17 protein-coding genes and 1 other annotated feature are annotated in these 16,254 nt (G+C 36.4%); of the genes, 2 read left to right on the forward strand and 15 right to left on the reverse strand.

The features are described from left to right. Positions 1–153 precede the first annotated feature (153 nt). The 9 genes from A9Q68_RS03515 to A9Q68_RS03555 form a co-directional block, all read right to left on the reverse strand. Entirely contained in the window at positions 154–1,053 is a 900-nt protein-coding gene (locus A9Q68_RS03515; protein ID WP_071793305.1) for an RluA family pseudouridine synthase, read from the reverse strand. 2 nt (positions 1,054–1,055) lie between these two features. Next, positions 1,056–1,502: a signal peptidase II gene (gene lspA / locus A9Q68_RS03520; RefSeq protein ID WP_071793306.1), complete on the reverse strand. Its 447-nt coding sequence runs from the start codon at positions 1,500–1,502 to the stop codon at positions 1,056–1,058. Next, positions 1,499–2,416 (reverse strand): LysR family transcriptional regulator, encoded by a 918-nt coding sequence (locus A9Q68_RS03525; protein ID WP_071793307.1) that lies wholly within the window; start codon positions 2,414–2,416, stop codon positions 1,499–1,501. The genes lspA and A9Q68_RS03525 overlap by 4 nt, the downstream gene beginning before the upstream one ends. Positions 2,417–2,597: 181 nt before the next feature. Next, on the reverse strand, positions 2,598–2,891 hold the full coding sequence (gene rpmA, locus A9Q68_RS03530; protein ID WP_003082817.1) for a 50S ribosomal protein L27: 294 nt from the start codon (positions 2,889–2,891) through the stop codon (positions 2,598–2,600). A 27-nt stretch (positions 2,892–2,918) separates the two neighbouring features. After that, positions 2,919–3,242, reverse strand: a complete 324-nt coding sequence (locus tag A9Q68_RS03535; protein ID WP_071793308.1) for a ribosomal-processing cysteine protease Prp — start codon at positions 3,240–3,242, stop codon at positions 2,919–2,921. A 9-nt stretch (positions 3,243–3,251) separates the two neighbouring features. Further along, complete coding sequence (gene rplU / locus A9Q68_RS03540; RefSeq protein WP_071793309.1) at positions 3,252–3,566, reverse strand: 50S ribosomal protein L21; 315 nt, start codon at positions 3,564–3,566, stop codon at positions 3,252–3,254. 33 nt (positions 3,567–3,599) lie between these two features. Next, positions 3,600–3,671: a sequence feature (ribosomal protein L21 leader region), on the reverse strand. A 63-nt stretch (positions 3,672–3,734) separates the two neighbouring features. Further along, entirely contained in the window at positions 3,735–4,925 is a 1,191-nt protein-coding gene (locus A9Q68_RS03545; protein ID WP_071793310.1) for a CapA family protein, read from the reverse strand. Between the two features lie 82 nt (positions 4,926–5,007). Then, a complete protein-coding gene (gene thiI, locus A9Q68_RS03550; protein WP_071793311.1) occupies positions 5,008–6,222 on the reverse strand; it encodes a tRNA uracil 4-sulfurtransferase ThiI in 1,215 nt (404 codons plus the stop codon). Position 6,223: 1 nt separating this feature from the next. Then, positions 6,224–7,366 carry a cysteine desulfurase family protein gene (locus tag A9Q68_RS03555; protein ID WP_071793312.1) on the reverse strand — a complete coding sequence of 381 codons (1,143 nt, stop codon included), beginning with the start codon at positions 7,364–7,366 and terminating at the stop codon, positions 6,224–6,226. Positions 7,367–7,602: 236 nt separating this feature from the next. Here A9Q68_RS03555 and A9Q68_RS03560 point away from each other — a divergent pair, with 236 nt between their 5' ends. Further along, positions 7,603–8,025, forward strand: coding sequence for a DUF6556 family protein (locus A9Q68_RS03560; protein ID WP_071793313.1), 423 nt, complete (start codon positions 7,603–7,605; stop codon positions 8,023–8,025). A gap of 30 nt (positions 8,026–8,055) precedes the next feature. Here the strand turns inward: A9Q68_RS03560 and gorA are convergent, their stop codons facing one another. The 6 genes from gorA to A9Q68_RS03590 form a co-directional block, all read right to left on the reverse strand. Beyond that, positions 8,056–9,408 carry a glutathione-disulfide reductase gene (gorA, locus tag A9Q68_RS03565; protein WP_206281796.1) on the reverse strand — a complete coding sequence of 451 codons (1,353 nt, stop codon included), beginning with the start codon at positions 9,406–9,408 and terminating at the stop codon, positions 8,056–8,058. Positions 9,409–9,556: 148 nt separating this feature from the next. After that, a complete protein-coding gene (locus A9Q68_RS03570) occupies positions 9,557–10,420 on the reverse strand; it encodes a lactate/malate family dehydrogenase (protein WP_071793722.1) in 864 nt (287 codons plus the stop codon). Between the two features lie 30 nt (positions 10,421–10,450). Then, positions 10,451–10,789, reverse strand: a complete 339-nt coding sequence (locus A9Q68_RS03575; protein WP_071793315.1) for a YlbF/YmcA family competence regulator — start codon at positions 10,787–10,789, stop codon at positions 10,451–10,453. Positions 10,790–10,849: 60 nt separating this feature from the next. Next, positions 10,850–12,016, reverse strand: a complete 1,167-nt coding sequence (gene aroC, locus A9Q68_RS03580) for a chorismate synthase (RefSeq protein WP_071793316.1) — start codon at positions 12,014–12,016, stop codon at positions 10,850–10,852. 71 nt (positions 12,017–12,087) lie between these two features. Beyond that, positions 12,088–12,765, reverse strand: coding sequence for a type I 3-dehydroquinate dehydratase (gene aroD / locus A9Q68_RS03585; protein WP_071793317.1), 678 nt, complete (start codon positions 12,763–12,765; stop codon positions 12,088–12,090). Continuing rightward, positions 12,762–13,922, reverse strand: coding sequence for a class I SAM-dependent rRNA methyltransferase (locus A9Q68_RS03590; protein WP_071793318.1), 1,161 nt, complete (start codon positions 13,920–13,922; stop codon positions 12,762–12,764). The genes aroD and A9Q68_RS03590 overlap by 4 nt, the downstream gene beginning before the upstream one ends. Before the next feature lie 136 nt (positions 13,923–14,058). Between A9Q68_RS03590 and A9Q68_RS03595 the strand changes: the two genes are divergently transcribed. Next, complete coding sequence (locus tag A9Q68_RS03595) at positions 14,059–16,245, forward strand: LTA synthase family protein (protein WP_106404003.1); 2,187 nt, start codon at positions 14,059–14,061, stop codon at positions 16,243–16,245. The last annotated feature ends 9 nt before the right edge of the window (positions 16,246–16,254 follow it).

Genomic DNA, 16,254 nt, shown 5'->3' on the forward strand with positions numbered 1-16,254 from the left:
GGCATACTTGAAAAAGCATACACTTCGGTCTTGACTGGTCTCCTTGACAGCCTCACGGGACTGTTTTAAAGGAATATCAAATTTTTAATAGTATAGCAAAATTCAATTTGAAATACAAGACATTTTTTAACTTTTTTTGAAAATTGTGACCCTTTAGTTTGCAGCCTGACTGCGTAACTGATCCAAGGTTTTCAAGAAAATCGCAGGTGGCTCTGCAGTAAAGGTCATTAATTCACCCGACTTCGGGTGAGTCAGACCAAGTGTTTGCGCGTGTAAGAATTGACCAGCCCCTTTTAAGGTCTTGCGTGGCCCATAAAGAGGGTCACCAGCAACCGGATGACCAATGTAGGCCATATGAACCCGTATTTGATGGGTTCTACCGGTTTCTAAGGTTAATTCTACTAGTGTATAATCGCCAAACCGTTCTAGGACATTGAAACGTGTAACAGCATCTTTTCCTTTGACACTTATGGCTTGTTTTTTTCGGTCTTTGTCACTACGACCGATTGGTGCTTCAATCATGCCACGATCATTTGGTAAATTCCCATGAACAATAGCTAGATATTTACGTAAGGATTTCTTAGCCTTGAGTTCGTCAGCTAAAATATGATGAGCCTTATCATTTTTAGCAACCATTAAAAGACCTGAGGTATCTTTATCAATCCGATGGACAATACCAGGTCGGACAACACCATTAATGGATGATAAATCCTTGATATTATACATGAGCGCATTGACTAAGGTTCCACTGGTATGACCTGCTGATGGATGAACCACCATTCCTTGAGACTTATTGATAATGGCAAGGTCACTATCTTCATAGATAATATCAATAGGTAGATCTTCCGCTTGGTATTCTAAGATTTCCTCTTCGGGCATTTGATAGGTTATCAAATCACCTAATTGGACACTGTATTTGGCTTTGGCTGGCTGGCCATTAACTAAAACAAGTCCTTTTTTAATTTGTTCATTTGCTTGACTTCGAGAAAGTTCTGTTGCGTCAGCAACAGCTTTGTCTAATCGAAGGCCAGCTTCTTCTATTGTAAATTCCATGCTTATTCTTCCTTCCAAAAGACAATCACTAATAATAAGACACCTACTGAGAGGTAAGAATCGGCCACATTAAAAATGGCAAAGTTCATAAAATCTAAATCGACCATATCGACCACATATGATAATCTTAAACGATCTATAAAATTACCAATGCCACCCGAAATAATCAATAGCAAAGCTATTTCTTTCAGTAAGGTCATGTTCTTAGATTTAAAATAATAAATAATAGCAGCGCCGATGACAGCAATTGTCATCAAGGTAAAAAACCACTGTTGGTTTTGTAAAATGGAAAAGGCTGCTCCGCGATTCTGCAAATAAGTAAGACTAAAAAGTCCAGGTATAAATGGTCTAACTTCCCTTAATGGGATTTCTTTGACGACCCACCATTTGCTGGCTTGATCCAGTATAATGAGGAGGCTTGTGACAAAGAGTAATTTTAATGCTTTCATGCTTTCTCTTTCTGACAATAAGATTCCAAGTATTCCTTCAGTAAGGTGATAAATGTTAGGGCTGAAGGTGTTAGATTGCGATCTTGGCGTTTAACATAGACCATTTTATTTTCTAAATGATCTTCAACGGGTATAACTTTTATGGCATTAACTGACTCTTGATCAATATAACCCGAACCAGTCGCAAAAGCTACCGTTCTTTCTAGGATACCATTCAAGGTTGCTCTGTCTGTGACATAGTAAGTAATCCCTGTTTCGTTTGTATTGACAAAGTTTTCTGAATAATAAAGATACTCGTCTTTTTCCTGAGTAAACTTAACCACTGGATAACCTTCCAATTCAGCTATCTTAACACTTTCTTTACTGGCAAGGGGGTGCTGCTGTCCTAAATAAACATGTGTTTGGAAGCTATCTAATTCCTGGTATTCCAAGCCTAATTTTTCCATTCTTTGGTAAAGGCCTTTACGGTTTTGCAGGTTTAAATAGATAATGCCAATTTCACTATTCCCTTGAGCAACTTCATCTAATATTTGAATGGTTGTTGTTTCAAATAAACGTAGACGTTTATTTTGACTGTTCTTTTCAGCAAATTCGGTGATGATTGGTGCTAAGAAATCATAATGTTGACTGGCAACTGAAAACTCATTCTGGTCAAATTCCGATTCTGAAAATTGTTTTTCAAATGAATCAAAACATTTAACCACTTCTAATGCTTTTTCATAGAAAACCAAACCCTGCGTAGTCAAAACGGTACCAGTTGTTGTCCGGTTAAAGATTTTGAAATTTAATTCTTCTTCCAAATCTTTTATTGACACTGACAAACTTGGTTGGCTGACGTATAATTTACTTGCCGCTTCACGAAAAGTTCCATTATTTGCAATAGCGACGACATAGCGTAATTGTTGTATATTCATATATCAATCCTTTTTCCTGTAAGAGCTATTATACCACAAAAGACGCTTTAATCGCACCTATTTGGAAAGAGCTATACGTATAAGACTTATTGACATGCCATGGCCAAACATAAGTTCAGCTCAGCAATTCCAAAATGCAAAAAGAAAAACTCTCCGACCAGCAGAGAGTTCTATTTCTTAATTATTTAGCAACTGGGTATACAGATACTTGACGTTTGTCGCGACCTTTACGTTCGAAACGTACAACACCTTCAACTTTAGCGAAAAGTGTGTCATCACCACCACGGCCAACGTTTACGCCTGGATAGATATGAGTTCCGCGTTGACGGAAAAGAATTGAACCACCTGATACAGTTTGTCCGTCAGCAGCTTTAGCGCCTAGACGTTTAGCTTGTGAATCACGTCCGTTTGATGTAGAACCTCCACCTTTTTTGTGGGCGAAAAGTTGCAAGTTAGCAAGATTCATTTTTAACATAATGTTGTTTCCTCTCTTAATTTAAATTTAGATGACCTTTGTTTTGACAAATTCCGAGGAATTTTCAGACAAATTAGTCATTCCTAGAAGAAATGATTCAAATAATAATTGAACCTTCTCCTGATTGTCATGTGGGACTGAAATCTTCATGTACCCACCTTCAACCTGATCGACATGTAAGTCAGCATCAGTATGTGTCAGTACTTCTAACGAATTAACAAAATTAATAGCTAGTGTACTTACAGATGCGCAGACAATATCAAAGCCATATTCACCACTACCAGCATGCCCTGTCAGTGTGACACTGTTTAAAGACCCATCTGGATGTCGAGTAAAAATTGCTTTAATCATGCGACTAAATTATGCGTTGATTGCGTCAATGACAACTTTAGTGTAAGGTTGACGATGACCTTGTTTACGGTGACTACCTTTTTTAGGTTTGTATTTGAAAGTAACAACTTTCTTTTGTTTTCCTTGTTTTTCAACAGTTCCAACAACAGTAGCTCCTTCAACAACTGGAGTACCAACTACAGTTTTGTCACCACCTACAAGAACAACTTCGTTAAAAGTTACTTCTGCGCCAGCTTCAGCGTCAATTTTTTCAACGTAGATAGCTTGACCTACTTCAACTTTAACTTGTTTTCCACCAGTTTTGATGATTGCGTATGTGCTCATGATGCACCTCCTATAAATATTTTGACGAGGTTTCCCTCTGTGAAGACTCGCCTGGAATCGTGAGATTTCTCTACTTAAACGATTTTCGTGCGGTTGCACAGGATGTGCATTTAGTCAACATTACTATTATAGCACTCTTTTTTAATTTAGCAAGTAATTTCTATTATTTTACCATTTTAAATTGACGTGCTCATTCATTTCTTTGTATGCTGTATCAACTTTTACTTTGGTTTCTTTATCAATTTTATCCCGATATTTTCCTCCCTTGATAAAATCTTCTAAGACTAAGGTACGATAGTTATACAAAGCAAAACCACTTCTACCAGTTGTCCCTTTAGGTTTAGCTAGAACCATAGTAGGATGCGCTTTAACTGTCTTTATTCTAGTTACCTTACCTTTTTTCTCAAAAGTTAAATCCATTAAGAGCCCACGTTCTGTCCAAATATCATCCAAAGTCTCTAATCGTTGGTTAGAAATAAAATTCCCCATGGAATAAATAATGAATTTTTTCTCTTTCCCCTTCTTAATAGTCTCCGCTGGTTCAACAACGTGGGGATGTCCACCAAGGACCACATCTGCTCCCCAATCAACCATGGACCGGTATAATTTCTTTTGTTCTGCGTTAGGTTTTAAGGCATATTCAACCCCTGTTTGTGGCATCACGATTGTGATATCTGCTTTTTCCTCGGCTTCTTTGATTTCAGCTTTTATCTTCTTCCGATCAAAATCTGACATATGCTTTTCATATTGTTCAGAACTTAAATTGGCATCCATGCCATTATAACCATATGCATATCCAAGGATTGCAATTTTAATGCCATTAACTTCTTTTATTAAAAATGGCTCAGTTTTACGATTTTTTTCATAAATTCCTATAGAGTCGATGCCTAACTTTTTAAAGTTTTTTTTAGTATTCAGTGCGCCCTCTAGACCAGAATCCAAAATATGGTTATGTGCAATATCAACCACGTCATATCCCGTTGCCTTTATATCTCTGGCAATCTCTTTTGGTGCATTGAAAAGAGGATATCCTGCAAGTGGATAATCCGGACTGATGGTTCCTTCATAATCGCCAATGGCCAAATCTGCTTGACTGATTCTGTCTTTAACATATTCAAAATAGGGAGTAAAATCATATTTATTGGGACTAACTTCAGCACTTTCATAGAGAACATCATGTAACAAGATGTCACCATTTGCGACAACCCGAGCTGTCTGTGTCACATCCTCTTTTGCTTTTGTTTGGGCCTCATGTTTATGAAAACCTAAAAAATCATAGATTAAAGCAAAAATTAAGATGGCAAGAATTAAACTCATAATCGAGGTTATCAGTTTAAAATACTTCTTTTTATTTGTCATGACAGCTCCTCCTCTTTTCATCATTATACCATTTTTTAATAAGCAACTTATAGACAAAAAAAAGATTTCCTAGGAAATCTTTTTATAAAATATCTTCAATTAATTCTTCAATGGCATCGCTATCATCAACAGGAGTGATTTCAGAAACGATAATACCTGCAACAGCTCTTTGAACTAATCCCTCAATATCAAAACGTTTTTCGTATTGTTCAACATTTTTAATTTTAGGATTTGTTTTTGGTCTATCTGGAGCAAATATAGTACAACAATCTTCAAATGGTTGAATAGAAATATCAAAGGTATTGATTTTTTCAGCAATATCAATAATTTCTAATTTATCCATTGTAACCACTGGTCTAATAATAGGTGTCGAAGTGACAGCATTGATAGCTTGCATACTCTCAAGTGTTTGACTGGCAACTTGACCAAGGCTTTCTCCATTAATGATGACTAAGCCATTTCGCGATTGACGGATGGCATCTGTAATTCGCATCATGAATCGACGAGTTAAGGTCATTAAATAAGCTTCTGGTGCTTTTTCTTTAATCTCTTCTTGAATCTCTGTAAAAGGAACTTCGATAAATTGAATGTTACCACCAAAACGGGTCAAACGTCTGGTTAGATCCTTGGCTTTTTTCAAAGCTCCGGGACTTGTATAAGGTGGACTAGCAAAATGAACTGCCTCAATATCAACACCACGTTTTAAGGCCAAGTAACCTGCTACTGGTGAATCAATTCCCCCAGATAACATGAGCATGCCTTTTCCTGATGTTCCAACTGGTAAACCACCTGCACCTTTAATATTTTCATAAGATAAATAGGCCGCCTCATCACGAATTTCAACTTGCAAATTGACATCAGGTTGTTTCATTTGAGCTTTGATATGCGGTAAAACATCAAAAACAGCATTTCCCAAAGTTAAATTTAAATCACGGCTATCTAATTCAAATTGGTGGTCACTCCGTTTACTAGAAATTTTAAAGGTCATACCTTCTTTGTACAAGGACTGCATGATTTCTTGAACAGAGCTTTTAAGTACTTCGACATTTTTTTCAACCTTATAAACGGGTGATAAGGCTTGAATACCAAAAACTAATTTCAAAGCCTCTACAACTGGTTGATAGTCTGCACCGTTTAAGTAGACATGTGTCCGATCACGGTCTGAGCGAACAGTTACTTGTGGAAAAGGGCTCAATACATCTTGAATATTGCTTTTCAATTTATTAATGAAACGCATACGGTTTTTGCCTTTAGTTGAAAGTTCACCATGGCGAACCATAATTTCTGAATACTGCATTTTATCTTACTTTCTGTGTTTTTTGGTAGATGAGTTTAAAAATCGTTAGAAATTGCTCAATTTCAGCCATGTTATTATCATCATCAAGACTGATTCTAACAGCTGTCTGTGCATCTTTGACTGGAACTCCCATAGCAATGAGTGTCCCTGCTGGTTTTCCTGCTTTTGATGAACATGCACTTGTCGTTGAAATGTAAATATCATAATCTTCAAAGGCATGGACTAAGACTTCTCCACGAACACCTTTAATACCAAATGTTAAAATATTTGGTGCAAAAGATTCTTGACCAGAAAAGATTTGAACATCATCATAAGTTTGGAGAGCTTGATAAATGAGTTCTTTCATCTTAGCAATCCGTTGGTTTGACGCTTCTTCTTTTTCTCTTGTCATTCTTAAGGCCTTAGCCATACTTGCGATGGCCGCAAGATTTTCTGTTGTTGATCTTTGGTCACTTTCTTGACCACCACCATGTAATAATGGTGTGATATGTTTTCCAGACTTTTTATAAAGAATTCCAACGCCTCTTACAGAGTGAAATTTATGCCCTGAAAAAGAAGCTAAGTCCACGCGCTCAGTCATAAACTCTTCTAAAGCTACTTTTCCTATTGCTTGAACAGCATCAACATGGAAAGTTACACCTGGTTTATCAGCTAATAATTGTGAAATGGCCTTGATTGGCTGAATAGCACCAATTTCATTGTTTACTGCCATAATTGACACTAAAATAGTATCTTGACGAATCAAAGCGCTGAGTTTTTCAAGGTCAACGAATCCTTTATCAGTAACGGGCGCATAAGAAATATCAAATCCTTGACCAGCCAACCATTTGGCAGTCTCTTTGATGGCAGGATGCTCAATCTCAGACACAATAATATGCTTACCAAAAGCACTCTTTTCAAAAGCAGTCCCTTTTAAAGCCCAGTTATCACTTTCTGTACCACCGGAAGTAAAATAAATCTCACTTTCTTGGCAGTTTAAGAGCTCTGCAATTTGCTGACGCGACGCTTTTAGTATCCGACTAGCATTTGTCCCTAAGCGATGAAGGCTTGAGGGATTACCATAAATTTTACTAGCTACTTCCTGATAGGTACGCAAAACCTCTGGATAGGGTATTGTAGTAGCCGAGTTATCAAAATAAATCATTTTTCACCTTCAATTTTTTCAATACTCTATTCTAACACAAATTACTATAAATGAAAAAGAATGATAATTCTAGCATTTGCTTTTAAAACCCTATCCATCGGTTGGAGAGAGATAGCAGAGCTATGGTAAATAATTGACTTACCATATCATCAAGCTTATACTAATAAGTGAAACTTTTTAGCATTTGTCTTAAAATTTAAAAATGCTGACTGTTTAAACAGAATTAAGGAGAAATCATGACTTCACAATATTCCCGTAAAAACAAATCAACAGCAAGTAAGAACACTTTGTCACCTGGTAAACATATCAAGACTGGCTTAACAGCTTTGCAAAAAACCTTGGCTTTAGTTGGTTCAATCTTGAGTATCATTGTTGCTACCATCACTATTTCTAAAGTGCTACATCCTGAAACTGAAAGCAAAAAAGATAATTCTAATAGTTCTACTTCTACTATTGTTAAAATTATCGAAAAGGATTCTTCAAAGCAAGATAGTAATACTGATACGAGCTCAAGTTCTAGCTCTGCTATTCCCCAAGAAAGCATCGATACCCAAAATAGCTCATCATCGGAAAATCCTGCTGCTAATACTGATACAAGTACCAGCACAGCTCCGGTGATAGATTCTAGTAGTGACAGTCAAACTAATACGACACCATAAAAGTCTGAGAAAAATCTCAGACTTTTATTCTTATCTCATGGTCACAAATTCTTCGGCACCCGTTGGGTGGATGGCAACGGTATTATCAAAATCGGCTTTTGTCGCTCCCATTTTAATAGCAACGGCGAAACCTTGAATCATTTCGTCAACCCCATAACCAATACCATGGAGACCGACAATTTTTTCCTCTGGCCCTAAAGTCACTAACTTCATCTTGCAAACTTGACGGTGACTAGTCACAGCAGTATACATGGATGTGAAGGTAGACTGATAAGTTTTTATATTATCCGATCCATATTTTGCAATAGCAGCTTCCTCACTAAGACCAACAGACCCAATAGCTGGATGACTAAAGATAACTGTTGCAACATTGTCATAATCCAATTTTTCATGCGTCTTACCATTGAAAAGACGTTCAGACAGACGACGACCAGCCGCCACAGCAACAGGAGTCAAGGCTAATTTCCCATTAATATCGCCAACAGCGTAAATACCATCTACCGACGTATTCTCGTAAGCATCCGTTTTGATATAACCATCTTCTGTCATCTCAAGTCCCAATTTTTCAAGACCAAAACCAGCTGTATTTGGCTTCCGTCCAATAGCCCAAATCAGTTGATCAACTTCTAAGGATTTCCCATCTTTTAGGAGAATAGTCAAAGACTGATCAGGATTTTTAGTAACAGATTTGACGTGAGCCTCGGTCATTAAATCAAGACCAGTATTAGCCATTTCTTCCACTAAACTAGACACGATATCTTTATCAAATTCCCGCAAAGGACGATCATGTCGAACCAGCAAATGCGTTTTCGACCCTAAAGCATTTAAAACTCCAGCAATTTCAACAGCAATATAACCAGCCCCCACAATGGCGGTCCGCTCCGGAGCCTGGTCTAAATCAAAGAAACCATCCGAAGTAATGCCATAATTAGCTCCAGGAAGATCAGGAATCACTGGATGTCCACCCGTTGCAATCAAGATATGTTCTGCAGAATAAACTTGGTCAGTAACTTGAACATGGTGCTTATCAAGAAAAGTTGCGTAGCCTTCCAAAAATTCGACGTCATTATTTTGAAAGCCTCTTTGATATGAAGCATGAATCCGATCAATATAAGCTTGACGATTAGCCTTTAAGGTAGCAAAATCAAAAGCTTTCTGCTCGACATCAAAGCCATAATCTTGAGCATAAGTGTTTAAGGTGTCAGCTACTTGAGCACCATACCACATCACCTTTTTAGGAACACAGCCTAAGTTAACGCAAGTGCCACCAACTAAGTTGGCTTCAATTAATAAAACTTTGGCACCATGGATAGCGGCACGATTAGCAGAAGCGATTCCAGCACTGCCACCACCAATGACAATATAATCATATGTATTCATAATCTATACCTCGATTTCTTGCTCTAAATGTAACATAATTCAAATTGGCACTCAAGAATTTGCTACAAAAAAACCATTTTCAAATGAAAATGGTTTGAACTTACAATATATCTTTCACTTTACTTTTTATATAATCTGCTGATTTCTTCAGTTACATTTCTTCTTCTTCAGTCAAATCTAAATAAATGGCTTCAATAACTCCCTGACGTCCAATGATTGCTGGAGTCGATAAATAAGTATCATATTTTGAATTAAAATGTGATACAGCAAGTTCTTCATGACTATCCGAAACAACAGCCAAAGCTAATCGGATTGCTGAGCTGGCAATCCCATAACTTGTATATTTCTTACCAAAGAAGACACGATGTCCACCCATGATAGATTCTTCTGTCAAGGCTGCCAATTCTTCTTCACTAGCCAATTGATGGATTGGTTTACCTTTTATTTTCACTTGACTCCAAGCAGTAAACTGTGAGTTGCCATGCTCACCTAGATTATAACCATATACACATCTAGGATCAATAGCAAACTTTTCAGCTACTGCTCTTTTCATTCTAGCAGTATCAAGTAAGGTACCAGTACCGATTACAGACTCTTTTGGAAGTCCTGTATAAGACTGATAAAGACTAGTGATCATATCAACAGGATTTGTAATAGCAATAATGATTCCTGAAAAACCAACATCTTTTAGCTTTTCAGAAACTTTCTTCACTTCTTTAGAAGTAAAAGATAATTCTGCAAATCGGTCAGCATTAGGATTATCTTGAAGGGCAATATTTCCAAGTGCCGAAATAATAATCTCTGCATCGGCTAAGGCTTGATAATCATTAACCTTTATATGAGCATGATGATTGATATTAGCCATCGCATCACGGAAATCAATTGCATCTGCTTCAACTTTTTCAGTATTTGTATCTATTAAAACATATTCATCAAAGAGAACTTGTGCAATTAAACCATGTGCAACCGTTGAACCCACATGTCCCATTCCAATGATTCCAATTTTTCTTGTCATCTGCAACACAACTAATCCGTCTAGCAATAATTAAATTAAATCTTTAAGTGGTGCAAAGACAATACGCTCAATATCACTAACATAGATTGAAAGTGCCTGTTGGGCATCGAAATAGGCTTTCAAGAGGGAATTCCCTTCAATTTTTTGACTCAATTCTTGAATTTCAGTTTGTTCTTCAGCAGAAGGCATTTGACCACTCTGCATCATTGCTTGAAGTTTTTCTTGCATGGCTACAAATTGATCAAATAATTGATTAGCTTGCTCATCTTCTTTGATGGCAACTTTTGCCTCTTCAACTTTTTTGTATTCAGAAAGGTTTCTAATAGCTCTTTCCAATTGGTTAGCGTAATCGTAAATTTCTTGAGACATAAGGTTTTCTCCTTTATTTTTTATCACTTCTATCTTAACACAATGCTATTAATTCTGCCTTTAATAACTTTTTGTATGAGCAATATATGTTTCAAAAGACATTTTCAAGTCGGATAGGTGTTCTGCTGGAAATTGATCAAGAATCTCTTGTGCGATAACTGTAGCAACAACATTTTCCATAACAACTCCTGCTGCCGGAAGTGCCGTCGGATCAGACCGCTCGACAGTAGCTTTAAAGGGTCGGTGATTATCGATATCTACTGACATTAATGGCTTATAAAGTGTCGGAATGGGTTTCATAACCCCTTTAATGATGATGGCTTCTCCATTTGTAACACCAGCTTCAAATCCCCCGAGATGATTACTTGATCTCCGGTAGCCCTCTTCTTCATTCCAAACAATCGGATCCATAACCTCTGAACCTTTATGATTAGCCATATCAAATCCCATTCCAAATTCAACACCTTTAAAAGCATTGATAGACAGAACGGCTTGAGCTAATTTACCATCTAATTTCCGGTCCCAATGAACAAATGACCCAATACCAGCTGGGAGACCAGTAACGATTGTTTCGACAATACCACCTAAAGTATCACCATCTTTTTTGATTTGATCAATATATGCTTTGATTTCAACTTCTTGTTGACGATTTGCGATAGATAGTTCTGATAATTGTGCTTTACTTTTAATTTCTTTGATACTCATATTCTCAGGAATCTTAACACAGTGACCACCAAAATTGATGACATGGTTACAAAAGGCAACTCCAATTTCCTTCAAAAGTATTTTTGCAAAGGCACCAATTGCGACTCTAACTGCGGTCTCACGCGCAGAAGAACGCTCTAAAGAATTTCGCAAATCATCAAAATGATATTTAATGCCACCGACTAAATCGGCATGACCTGGTCTCGGCTGATGAACCCGACGTTTCATTTTAACGGCCTCAGCAACTTCTTCAGTCGTCATAATATCAGTCCACTTTTGGTGATCAATATTTATAATCTTAAGAGCAATTGGTGCACCAGTTGTTTGACCATGTCTTATACCAGAAGTAATGATAACCTTATCCGACTCAATAGCCATGCGACCACCACGACCGTAGCCACCTTGCCGTCTTTTCAATTCTTTATTAATATCGTCCTGATTAATCCTAACACCAGCTGGAAATCCCTCGATGATTGCCGTTAATTCTTGTCCATGGGATTCACCTGCAGTTAAAAATCTCATTTTCTTTCTCCTTCAGATATAGAAAAACATTACCCTAATAAGTTTAGAATAATGTTTTGTTGAATTCATCTTTAATCAGCTTCAAGTACTGAAATTATTTTTTTCATATCAGCCAAAGAAACTTGGCCAGGTGCTGAGGCATCATCAACAGCAACAAATGTCCAAGCTGAGCCGATAATGTCACCAGCGATACGAGAAATCCGACCTAGATTGCCCATTGACATAGTCGCATAAGTTTGCTCAGGATTTAAAGCTTTAAATCCTCGCGTGAAATTCATAACATTTAAAACATCCTGTTCACTTTTAGGCATAACAGCTATCTTAACAACTCTTGGTGCTAATTTTGTCAACTCAGAAAATGATTCCATTAGATTTTCAGGAGTCTCTTCGAAGTTATGATATGACAAGACTAAATTTGGAAAATCTAGCATTTGTCCAAAAACTGACTTATGAGTGAAATATTCAAAATCAATAAAATCGGGGTTATAAATAGTATTAATTTCTTTAATAAGATCAAGGTACTCTTGGTCACTTAAATCAATTTTTCCACCTTCAGGTTTTGTTCTAAGTGTAAAAATGATTTCTCTACCAGCAAACTTCTCAAAAATGGCTGGTGCAACTGTAATCACTTCATCCTTTGGAAGGAAATCGGCACGCCATTCTATGATATCGACCCCATCATATTTAGAGACGTCTATCGACTGTGCTTCTTCAAAACTTGTCGGCATTATTGGAGCTACTATTTTCATTTTTTTACCTTTATTGTAAATACTTTTAAATAATTACTTCTTTCATCTGCTTTATTCGTTAGAAAATCTTTGGGAAGCTGTTTTAGGGTCATTTCTAAAATACTATGTCCTTCAAAGCCTTTCTCAATTTCTGTTTTGAATTGGGAGACCGTCATATTGGCCGCATTAGTTGAGGCTATAATGGTGCCATCGGGATTCAAGATGGCTAAAGCATCAGAAATAAGCCGATGATAATCCTTCTGAACAGAAAATGTTTGCTTCTTATTGCGGGCAAAACTTGGTGGATCAATTACTATTATATCAAAATATAACTGTTTTCGTTTAGCATATTTAAAATACTCAAAAACATCCATAACATGGAAATAATGATTATCTAATTCCAAATTATTTGCTATAAAATGAGCTTGTGATAATTCTCGAGATCTTTTAGCTAAATCTACCGATCTTGTTTCTTTAGCGCCACCAATAGCTGCAGCCACTGAAAAGGCAGCTGTGTATGAAAACATATTTAATAAGGTTTTATCCTTAGCCAAGCCATTAACGAGAGTCTTTCTGACATCATGTTGATCCAGAAAAATACCTGTCATCAAGCCATCGTTCAGAAAAACCTGATAATTGACGCCATTCTCTTTAACGATAAATGTTTCTGGAGCTTCAAGTCCAAATAAATGTGCCGACTCAAATGTTTGCCCCTTAAATCGAATTTTTTCATAGGCACCTTTAACTTCAGGATAAACTGACTTAAAGGCATCAATAATTTGATTTTTTATGGAATAAACAAAAGTATTGTACCATGTAAAGAGGGCATATTCATTATACAAATCAATGGTTAAACCACCAAAGAAGTCCCCTTCTTGATTAAAAAGTCGAAATGCTGTTGTAGAGTCTGACTGAAAATAAGAATATCTTTTTTCTTTGGCTTGGGAAAATAATCGATTAAAATAGGCACTATCAACGATAATACCAGATCCTAAAAACCAGCCAATCCCTTTATGTTGTTTTGAAAGATATGCTGTTCCGATTTCTTTATTAGATTTAGAATATAATTGTACAAATTGATCAGTGATTTTAAGATTTTTAAAATCATTTTCTTCTAATAATTGAACTCCGGAAGCAATCTTTTTTTCAACAAAAGAATTAATATAGAGTTTATTCATAGTCTTTATTATATCAAAATCTACTAAAAATTCCTACTAATTTTAAACTTATAGCGAGCACAACCTTCTTTTTTTTGATATAATTTACTTTGAGATTTTATCTTTAGGAAAAAAAATGAATGAGGAAGTTTCTTCAGTGACAACATTTAAAAATATCATATCAAAATTTACCTGTACTAGGCTAGGCTTTATCCTGACACTGCTTATTGCCTACTGGATAAAAACCATATGGGCATATCAAATGGATTTTTCACTTGATTTAGGAAATCTCTATCAAGTCTTTTTATCGCTTATTAATCCTGTCCCTTTAGCTTTATTACTATTGGGACTTGCACTTTATATAAAGAATACTAAAACTTTTTATATAGTGACTTGGGTTATTTACATCTTACTTAACTTATTACTTATCTCTAATGCTATTTACTATAGAGAGTTTTCTGACTTTATTACCGTATCAGCCATGTTAGCTTCAAGTAAGGTTTCTGCTGGTTTAGGGGATTCAGCTCTAAATTTAGTAAGAGTTTGGGATATTATTTTTATTTTTGATTTTATTGTCTTTATTGCCTTAAAAGTAAGTAAAAAATTCAAAACAGATTCAAGACCATTTAATAAGCGTGCTGCTTTTGCCGTATCTGCCCTTTCCTTCTTAATGATGTCGGCTAACCTCTTCTTGGCAGAAATCGACCGGCCAGAATTATTAACACGAGGTTTTTCAAATACTTATATTGTAAGAGCATTGGGATTACCGGCTTTTACCATGTATAGTGGTAATCAAACTTATCAAGCTCAAAAAGAACGAAACGGGGCAACAGCTGAAGAATTAGTTGATGTCCAAAATTACGTCAAAAGTCATTACGCTGCTCCCGATCCTAAATACTTTGGAATCGCTAAAGGGAAGAACGTTATCGTTATTCACTTAGAGAGTTTCCAACAATTTATTATTGATTATAAATTAAAATCTGAGGATAAAGAATACGAAGTGACACCATTCTTAAACTCACTTTACCACTCCAATTCAACAATTGCCTTTTCAAACTTTTTCCACCAAGTAAAAGCCGGAAAAACATCTGATGCAGAAACCATGATGGAAAATTCTCTATTTGGTCTCAATTCAGGATCCTTCATGGTTAACTATGGAGGCGACAATACACAATTTGCAACTCCTACTATCCTCAAACAAAACGGCAATTATTCAAGTGCTGTCTTCCACGGTAATGTAGGAACATTCTGGAATCGAAACAATGCCTACAAACAATGGGGATACAATTACTTCTTTGACTCCTCATACTTCCAAAAACAAACAGATACCAATTCATTCCAATATGGACTCAACGACAAATACATGTTCAAAGATTCCATCAAATATCTAGAAAGAATGCAACAGCCATTCTACACTAAATTTATTACCGTAAGTAATCACTATCCATACACTAGTTTGAAAGGTGAAAAGGATGAAGAAGGTTTCCCATTAGCCGAAACAGATGATGAAACCATCAATGGATACTTCGCTACTGCTAATTACCTCGATGCCTCAATTAAGTCGTTCTTTGACTATTTAAAAGCTTCTGGTTTATATGATAATTCCATTATTGTCATGTATGGTGACCACTACGGTATCTCTAATTCAAGAAATACAAGTCTTGCTGAACTTCTTGGAAAAGATCCCGAAACCTGGTCAGAGTATGATAACGCCATGTTGCAACGCGTCCCTTATATGATTCATGTGCCTGGTTTTAATGGCGGTGGCATCAAAGAGACCTTTGGTGGTGAAATCGATGCCTTACCAACCTTATTACACGTATTAGGGGTTGACACATCCAACTATATCCAACTAGGACAAGACTTACTATCTCCTCAGAATAAGCAAATTGTCGCACAAAGAACATCAGGAACTTATATGACACCTGAATATACTAACTATGGTGGCCGTCTATTCAATACTAAGTCAGGAATTGAGATAACAAATCCTGATGAAATGACTATTGAGAAAACTAAACTGATTCGAGATGAAATCACTCGACAACTGGCCGTTAGTGACGCTGTTCAAACTGGTGATTTACTTCGCTTCAATACAGATAACGGTCTTAAAAAGAATGATGCAAGTCTTTATGATTACACCCATCAATTGAAACAAATGAAGGCTATTGAGAAAAAACTCGGTGATAAATCGACAAGTCTTTATAGTAAGAATGATAATAAAAGCACTACAAAACTCTTTAAAGCCCCTTCTTATCTAGAACTTAATCCAAAAGAAGATGAAACTAGCTCTTCATCGACAAGTACTTCTACTTCTAGTTCAAACCAAGAAAAGAAAACCAATTAACAGACTTTA

Origin of the sequence: Streptococcus bovimastitidis, from assembly GCF_001885095.1 — a bacterium.
Classification (GTDB): domain Bacteria; phylum Bacillota; class Bacilli; order Lactobacillales; family Streptococcaceae; genus Streptococcus; species Streptococcus bovimastitidis.